Raw genomic sequence first — 5377 nt, forward strand, 5'->3', positions numbered from 1 at the left:
GTCACCGAACCGGGCTGCGTCCCCGCCGGAATGGTGATCTCGGTCAGGCCGTCGAGGATCGCGTCGACGGTCACCGTCGTGCCCAACGCCGCGTCGACCATCGGCACCGAGATGGTGCAGTGCAGATCGTCGCCGTCGCGCACGAAGACGTCGTGCGGTTGTTCGTGAATCTCGACGTAGAGGTCCCCGGCCGGCCCCCCGCCGGGCCCGACTTCGCCTTGGGCGGCGAGCCGGACCCGCATACCGTCGCCGACACCGGCCGGAATCTTGACCGTGATATCCCGGCGGGCCTGCACCCGGCCGTCGCCGCCGCAGTGGTGGCACGGATCGGGGATGACCTCGCCAACACCACGGCACGTCGGGCATGGGCGCGCCGTCATCACCTGGCCGAGCAAGGACCGCTGCACGGTTTGCACTTCTCCGCGGCCGCCGCAGGTGTCGCACGACACCGGTTGCGAGTTGCCGTTGGTGCCGCGGCCCTGGCAGCGGTCGCAGAGCACCGCGGTGTCGACGGTGACCTGCTTGCTCACACCTGTCGCGCATTCGGCGAGATCCAGTCGCATCCTCAGCAGCGAGTCCGAACCGGGCCGGACCCGGCCGACGGGCCCTCGGGCGGTCGCGCCGCCGCCGAAGAACGCCTCGAACACATCACCCAGCCCGCCGAATCCACCGAAGCCACCGCCTCCTGCCGCGGCGTTCTCCAGCGGATCGCCGCCCAGGTCGACAATGCGCCGCTTCTCCGGGTCCGACAGCACCTCGTAGGCGACGCTGATCTCCTTGAACTTGGCCTGGGCGGCCTCGTCGGGGTTGACATCGGGATGCAACTCGCGGGCCAGCTTGCGATACGCGCGCTTGAGCTCCGCATCGCTGGCGTTACTGCTCACACCGAGCAGACCGTAATAGTCGCGTGCCACGCTTGACCTTCCTGACCTTCCGGAGCTGCTAGCCCCGCGTCGGCCGCGCAAAAGCGGCCACCAATGAATTGTGCCTGCGAAGCGAGATCACCGTGTACCCAGCACCTCGCCGATGTAGAGAGCAACCGCAGCGACATTAGCGATAGTTCCCGGATAGTCCATCCGTGTGGGCCCGAGCACACCCATGCCGCCGTAGACCGTGTCGGAGGTGCCATAGGTGGTCGACACCACCGAGGTGCCCACCATCTGCTCGGCCTCGGTCTCGTGTCCGATGCGGACCGTGACCTTTCCGGCCTCCTGCTGGGCGGCCAGCAGCCGCAGGACCACGACCTGTTCCTCGAGGGCTTCCAGGATCGAGCGCAGCGAGCCGCCGAAGTCGGCGGTGTTGCGGGTCAGGTTGGCCGTACCCCCCAGCAGCAGCCGCTCCTCGGTGTGCTCGACCAGCGACTCCAGCAGTACCGTGGCCGAGCGGCCGACCGCGTCGCTGAAGCTGGTGGATTGGCCGCCGCGAACACCCAGTTGGCCGGCCAGGTCGGCGACCGCGACCGATGCCGCCGACAGCTTCTTGCCCTCCAGCGCCGCGCCGAGCATCTCGCGCAGCTGCGACAGCTGGTGTTCGTCGATCACGTCGCCGAGTTCGACCACCCGCTGATCCACCCGGCCGGTGTCGGTGATCACCACCATCAGCAACCGTGCCGGGGTCAACGCGATCACCTCCAGGTGCCGCACCGTCGACGTCGACAGCGTCGGATACTGCACGATGGCGACCTGACGGGTCAGTTGCGCCAGCAACCGCACGGCACGACGCAGGACGTCGTCGAGGTCGACGCCGGACTCCAGGAAGCCCTGGATGGCGCGCCGCTCGGCTGCCGACAACGGCTTGACGTCGTCGAGACGGTCGACGAATTCGCGGTAGCCCTTCTCTGTCGGTACCCGGCCCGAGCTGGTGTGCGGCTGGGCGATGTAGCCCTCCGCTTCGAGCACGGCCATATCGTTTCGCACGGTCGCCGACGAGACGCCGAGGTTGTGCCGGTCGACCAGCGACTTGGACCCGATCGGCTCCTTGGTCGCGACAAAGTCGGCGACAATCGCGCGCAGCACCTGGAAGCGGCGCTCATCTGCAGTGCCCATCTCGGCTCGATCCTCCTGACTTTCGACCAGTTTACGGGGATCACCAGCGGCTACGCTGTCCTGCATGGCCGCATCGGGAAGGCAGCTGCCAGAGACGGGCAGCGGATGATCTTCAAAGGCGTGCGCGATGGCAAGCCGTACCCGGACCACAACCTGTCCTATCGAGACTGGTCCCGCATTCCGCCGCGGCAGATTCGGCTCGACGAGATCGTCACCACCACGACGGTGCTGGCGCTGGATCGCCTGCTGTCAGAGGACAGCACCTTCTACGGCGACCTCTTCCCGCACGCCGTGCTGTGGAAGGGCGTCATCTACCTCGACGACGGCCTACATCGCGCGGTGCGCGCGGCGCTGCGAAACCGCACCGTGCTGCATGCGCGGCTGCTCGACCTCGACGCGGTCACCCAGCACGCCGGGCCGGTCTAGCGGCTCGTCTCAGTTGACGGCCGAGGCCGCCTGGATCAGCGCGAGCGCGGAGTCGTGCTGCAGCATCCAGGTGCCGCCCTGGTCGACGAACAGGAGGGTCTTCTCGACCGGCCCGGCGAACTTCGGCCCGCTGATGGCGACGTCGGCCTTGGCCCCGTTGCCCGGGAGCGGCTGGATGTTCGTGACGTTGAACTGTTCGGGGAAGTTGCCGTTGCGGTAGGCCTTGCGCAGGTCGTGGTCGGCCACGTGGCCCTCGCCCGACGGGATGCCGTTCTCCACCAGACCGACTTTGGTCTCGTAGGACACGCCCGGGTCGGTGACGCGGTTGCACAGGTCGGCCAGCTGCTGAGGGCTCGGCAGCGGGGGCTGGCCGGGCGCGGGCGGTGGATCCAGCGGTGCGTTGAGCACGACGGGCGCCACCTGCGGCGCGGCGCCGAAGGTCAGTGCGGCCGCCCCGGCCGCAGCGGCTCCGAGAGTGGCGACGGCGGTCACCCCGGTGGCGAAGAATCTCATGGTCATGGTTGTCCCTTCGAGTCGGATACCGCAATCATTCTGCTGGTCATCACGCATTCCGTGGCGACCCTACTCGGGCGTGTCCGGCCGACGGCTCAACCGGTCTGGATTCGCCACTCGGCGGCGTCGCGTTGCCGGCGCCAGAAGTCGTCGAACCGTCCACCCGCGGCCAGTAACCCCTGGACCGTGCCGTCCTCGACGACGGTGCCCGCGTCCAGGAACAACACCCGGTCGACGTGACGGATGCTGGCCAACCGGTGGGCGACGATCACCCGGGTCCGGGGCGTGGGGTCCGCGGTGAGCGCGTCGACCACGGCCGCCTCGTTTTCGGTGTCCAGCGCGCTGGTTGCCTCGTCGACCAGCAGGATCGGCGCGGGCTTGAGCAATGCGCGCGCGATGCTGACCCGCTGACGCTCCCCGCCGGACAGCGCCGAGCCGGCCTCGCCGACGACCGTCTGCGCGCCGGCGGGCAGCCTTCCGGTGAGCTCGTCCACCCGCGCCAGCGCGACAGCGCGGCTGAACTGCGCTTCGCCGGCGGCGGGGTCACCGGCGGCCACGTTGTCGCGGATGGTCCCGTGAAAGAGGTAGGGGTGCTGGAACACCACGCTGGTCGCGGCGCGGCGCGCTTCGGCGTCGAGTGTGGCGACGTCCACCCCGTCGACCAAGACCCGGCCGCCGACCGGCTGGTACAGGCCGGCGATCAGCGCCAGGATCGTGCTCTTGCCCGACCCGGACGGCCCGACGATCGCGGTGGTGCTCCCCGGCTGCAGCGTAAAACTCACGCGGTCCAGCACCGGCGCGCCCGCACCGTCGTAGCTGAACGTGACGTCCTCGAATTCGATCGACGGCGCGCCGTGTCGACCGCGACCTGCGTCGGTTCCGGCGGACATCGCCGGCGCGCCGAGCACGGCGCGAATCCGCTCGAGGGTCGCGCGGGTGCTTTCCAGGGCCGGGCCCAGTTCGCTGATCGACGTGAACGGCTCAAGGTAGCGGGCGATCACCACGATCAGCGCGATCGCTTCCGGCACGCCCAGCGTGTGGGCGATGGTCAACGCCGTTGTCGCGCCGGCGAACAGGATCAGGGCGAGCTGGCTGGCCAGGCTGAACAGCAACTGGCCCGGCACCTGCATGGTCAGTAGCCGCATCGTCGCACCGTGCTGAGCGGCCAGCGCGTCGCCGACCATGCTGCGCGCCGGCTCGACACGGCGCGCCGCGCGCAACGCCTGCTGGGTCCGGGCGAACTCGATGATCCGCTCGGTGAGCGCTGTATTCGCTTCGGCGGCAGCCTGATCCGCGCGACGGGCCAACCGGGCCGATGCCCACAGGGCAGCCAGCAGTAGCGGCACCCCGCCCATGGCGGCGACCCCGAGCTGCCAGGACAGCGGCAACAGAGCCACCCCGATGGCGGCCGGCAGCAGCACGGCGGTCACCAGCGGGCTGAGCAAGTTGACGGCGAGCCCGACAAGCTCCGGGCCCGTCGCGGCGATCGCCTGCCGCGCCGTCGCGGTGTTGTCCGCACTGAACCAGTCCAGCCGTACCTCGGGCAACCGGTCCGCGACGTCGTGTTGAGTGCGGTCGAGTACGGCGAATCCGAGATCGAAACCGATTCGTGCAGTGGCGGTGTCGATGAACCATCCGGCCGCGGTCGCGCCGGTCAGCCAGCCCAGCCAGACCAGCGCCCGCTGCGGCGCGTCGCTGAACAAGGCTCCCACCAACGGCACCAGAAGGACGGTGCCGACGGCCCGCACGATCACCGAGATCAGGGTGAGCAGAATGTAGCCGACGACCGTGCTGCGACGCTCCGCCGGGACGAGGCCGACCCAGGTGCGGATCATCGGGTGCCCTCCTGCGCCGCGGCGCCGATCGGGTCGCGACGGCCGCTGTCCCACAGTCGGCGGTAACGTCCGTCGGCGGCCAGCAGTTCGTCGTGGGTTCCTTGCTCGGCGATGCGACCGTGATCGAGCACGACGATCTGGTCGGCACCGACGATGGTGTGCAGCCGATGCGCGATCACCAACACCGTGCGCTCCCGGGTCAACCGGTTGAGCGCTTGCTGCACCAAATATTCCGATTCGGGATCGGCGAAAGCGGTGGCCTCGTCGAGGATCAGCACGTGCGCGTCGGCGAGGATCGCGCGCGCAATCGTCAGCCGCTGACGTTCCCCGCCGGACAGGGCGCTGGCCGCGCCGAGCATGGTGTCGTAGCCGGCCGGCAGCCGCAGGATGCGGTCGTGGATTTGGGCTTGGCGGGCCGCGGCCTCGATGTGCTCGGGGGTGGCGTCCGGGACTGCCAGCGCGATGTTCTGCGCGACGGTGCCGTGCACGAGCTGAGTTTCCTGCAGGACAAACCCCACTCGCGTGTAGAGCTCATCGGCGGTCAGCGACCGAATATCC

The 5377-nt window shown here is 69.3% G+C and carries 6 protein-coding genes; 1 reads left to right on the forward strand and 5 read right to left on the reverse strand.

The genetic code is table 11. The features are described 5' to 3' along the window. Window positions 1–914 (reverse strand): molecular chaperone DnaJ (gene dnaJ, locus AC2VOG_RS17715; RefSeq protein ID WP_486941154.1); only part of this gene is annotated, 914 nt, incomplete at its 3' end. Window positions 915–1001: 87 nt separating this feature from the next. Next, the gene (gene hrcA, locus AC2VOG_RS17720) at window positions 1002–2045 is read right to left on the reverse strand and encodes a heat-inducible transcriptional repressor HrcA (RefSeq protein ID WP_486941155.1); all 1044 of its coding nucleotides are present in this window, start codon (window positions 2043–2045) and stop codon (window positions 1002–1004) included. A gap of 105 nt (window positions 2046–2150) precedes the next feature. Between hrcA and AC2VOG_RS17725 the strand changes: the two genes are divergently transcribed. Beyond that, window positions 2151–2471, forward strand: a complete 321-nt coding sequence (locus AC2VOG_RS17725; RefSeq protein WP_486941156.1) for a type II toxin-antitoxin system VapB family antitoxin — start codon at window positions 2151–2153, stop codon at window positions 2469–2471. A gap of 9 nt (window positions 2472–2480) precedes the next feature. Here the strand turns inward: AC2VOG_RS17725 and AC2VOG_RS17730 are convergent, their stop codons facing one another. From AC2VOG_RS17730 to AC2VOG_RS17740, 3 genes are all read right to left on the reverse strand, one after another. Further along, window positions 2481–2990, reverse strand: coding sequence for an MTB12 family secreted protein (locus AC2VOG_RS17730; RefSeq protein ID WP_486941157.1), 510 nt, complete (start codon window positions 2988–2990; stop codon window positions 2481–2483). An 89-nt stretch (window positions 2991–3079) separates the two neighbouring features. Further along, the gene (locus AC2VOG_RS17735; protein WP_486941158.1) at window positions 3080–4819 is read right to left on the reverse strand and encodes an ABC transporter ATP-binding protein; all 1740 of its coding nucleotides are present in this window, start codon (window positions 4817–4819) and stop codon (window positions 3080–3082) included. Then, window positions 4816–5377 (reverse strand): ATP-binding cassette domain-containing protein (locus AC2VOG_RS17740; protein WP_486941159.1); only part of this gene is annotated, 562 nt, incomplete at its 5' end. The genes AC2VOG_RS17735 and AC2VOG_RS17740, both read right to left, overlap by 4 nt.

This window comes from Mycobacterium sp. TH-M11, from assembly GCF_057473725.1.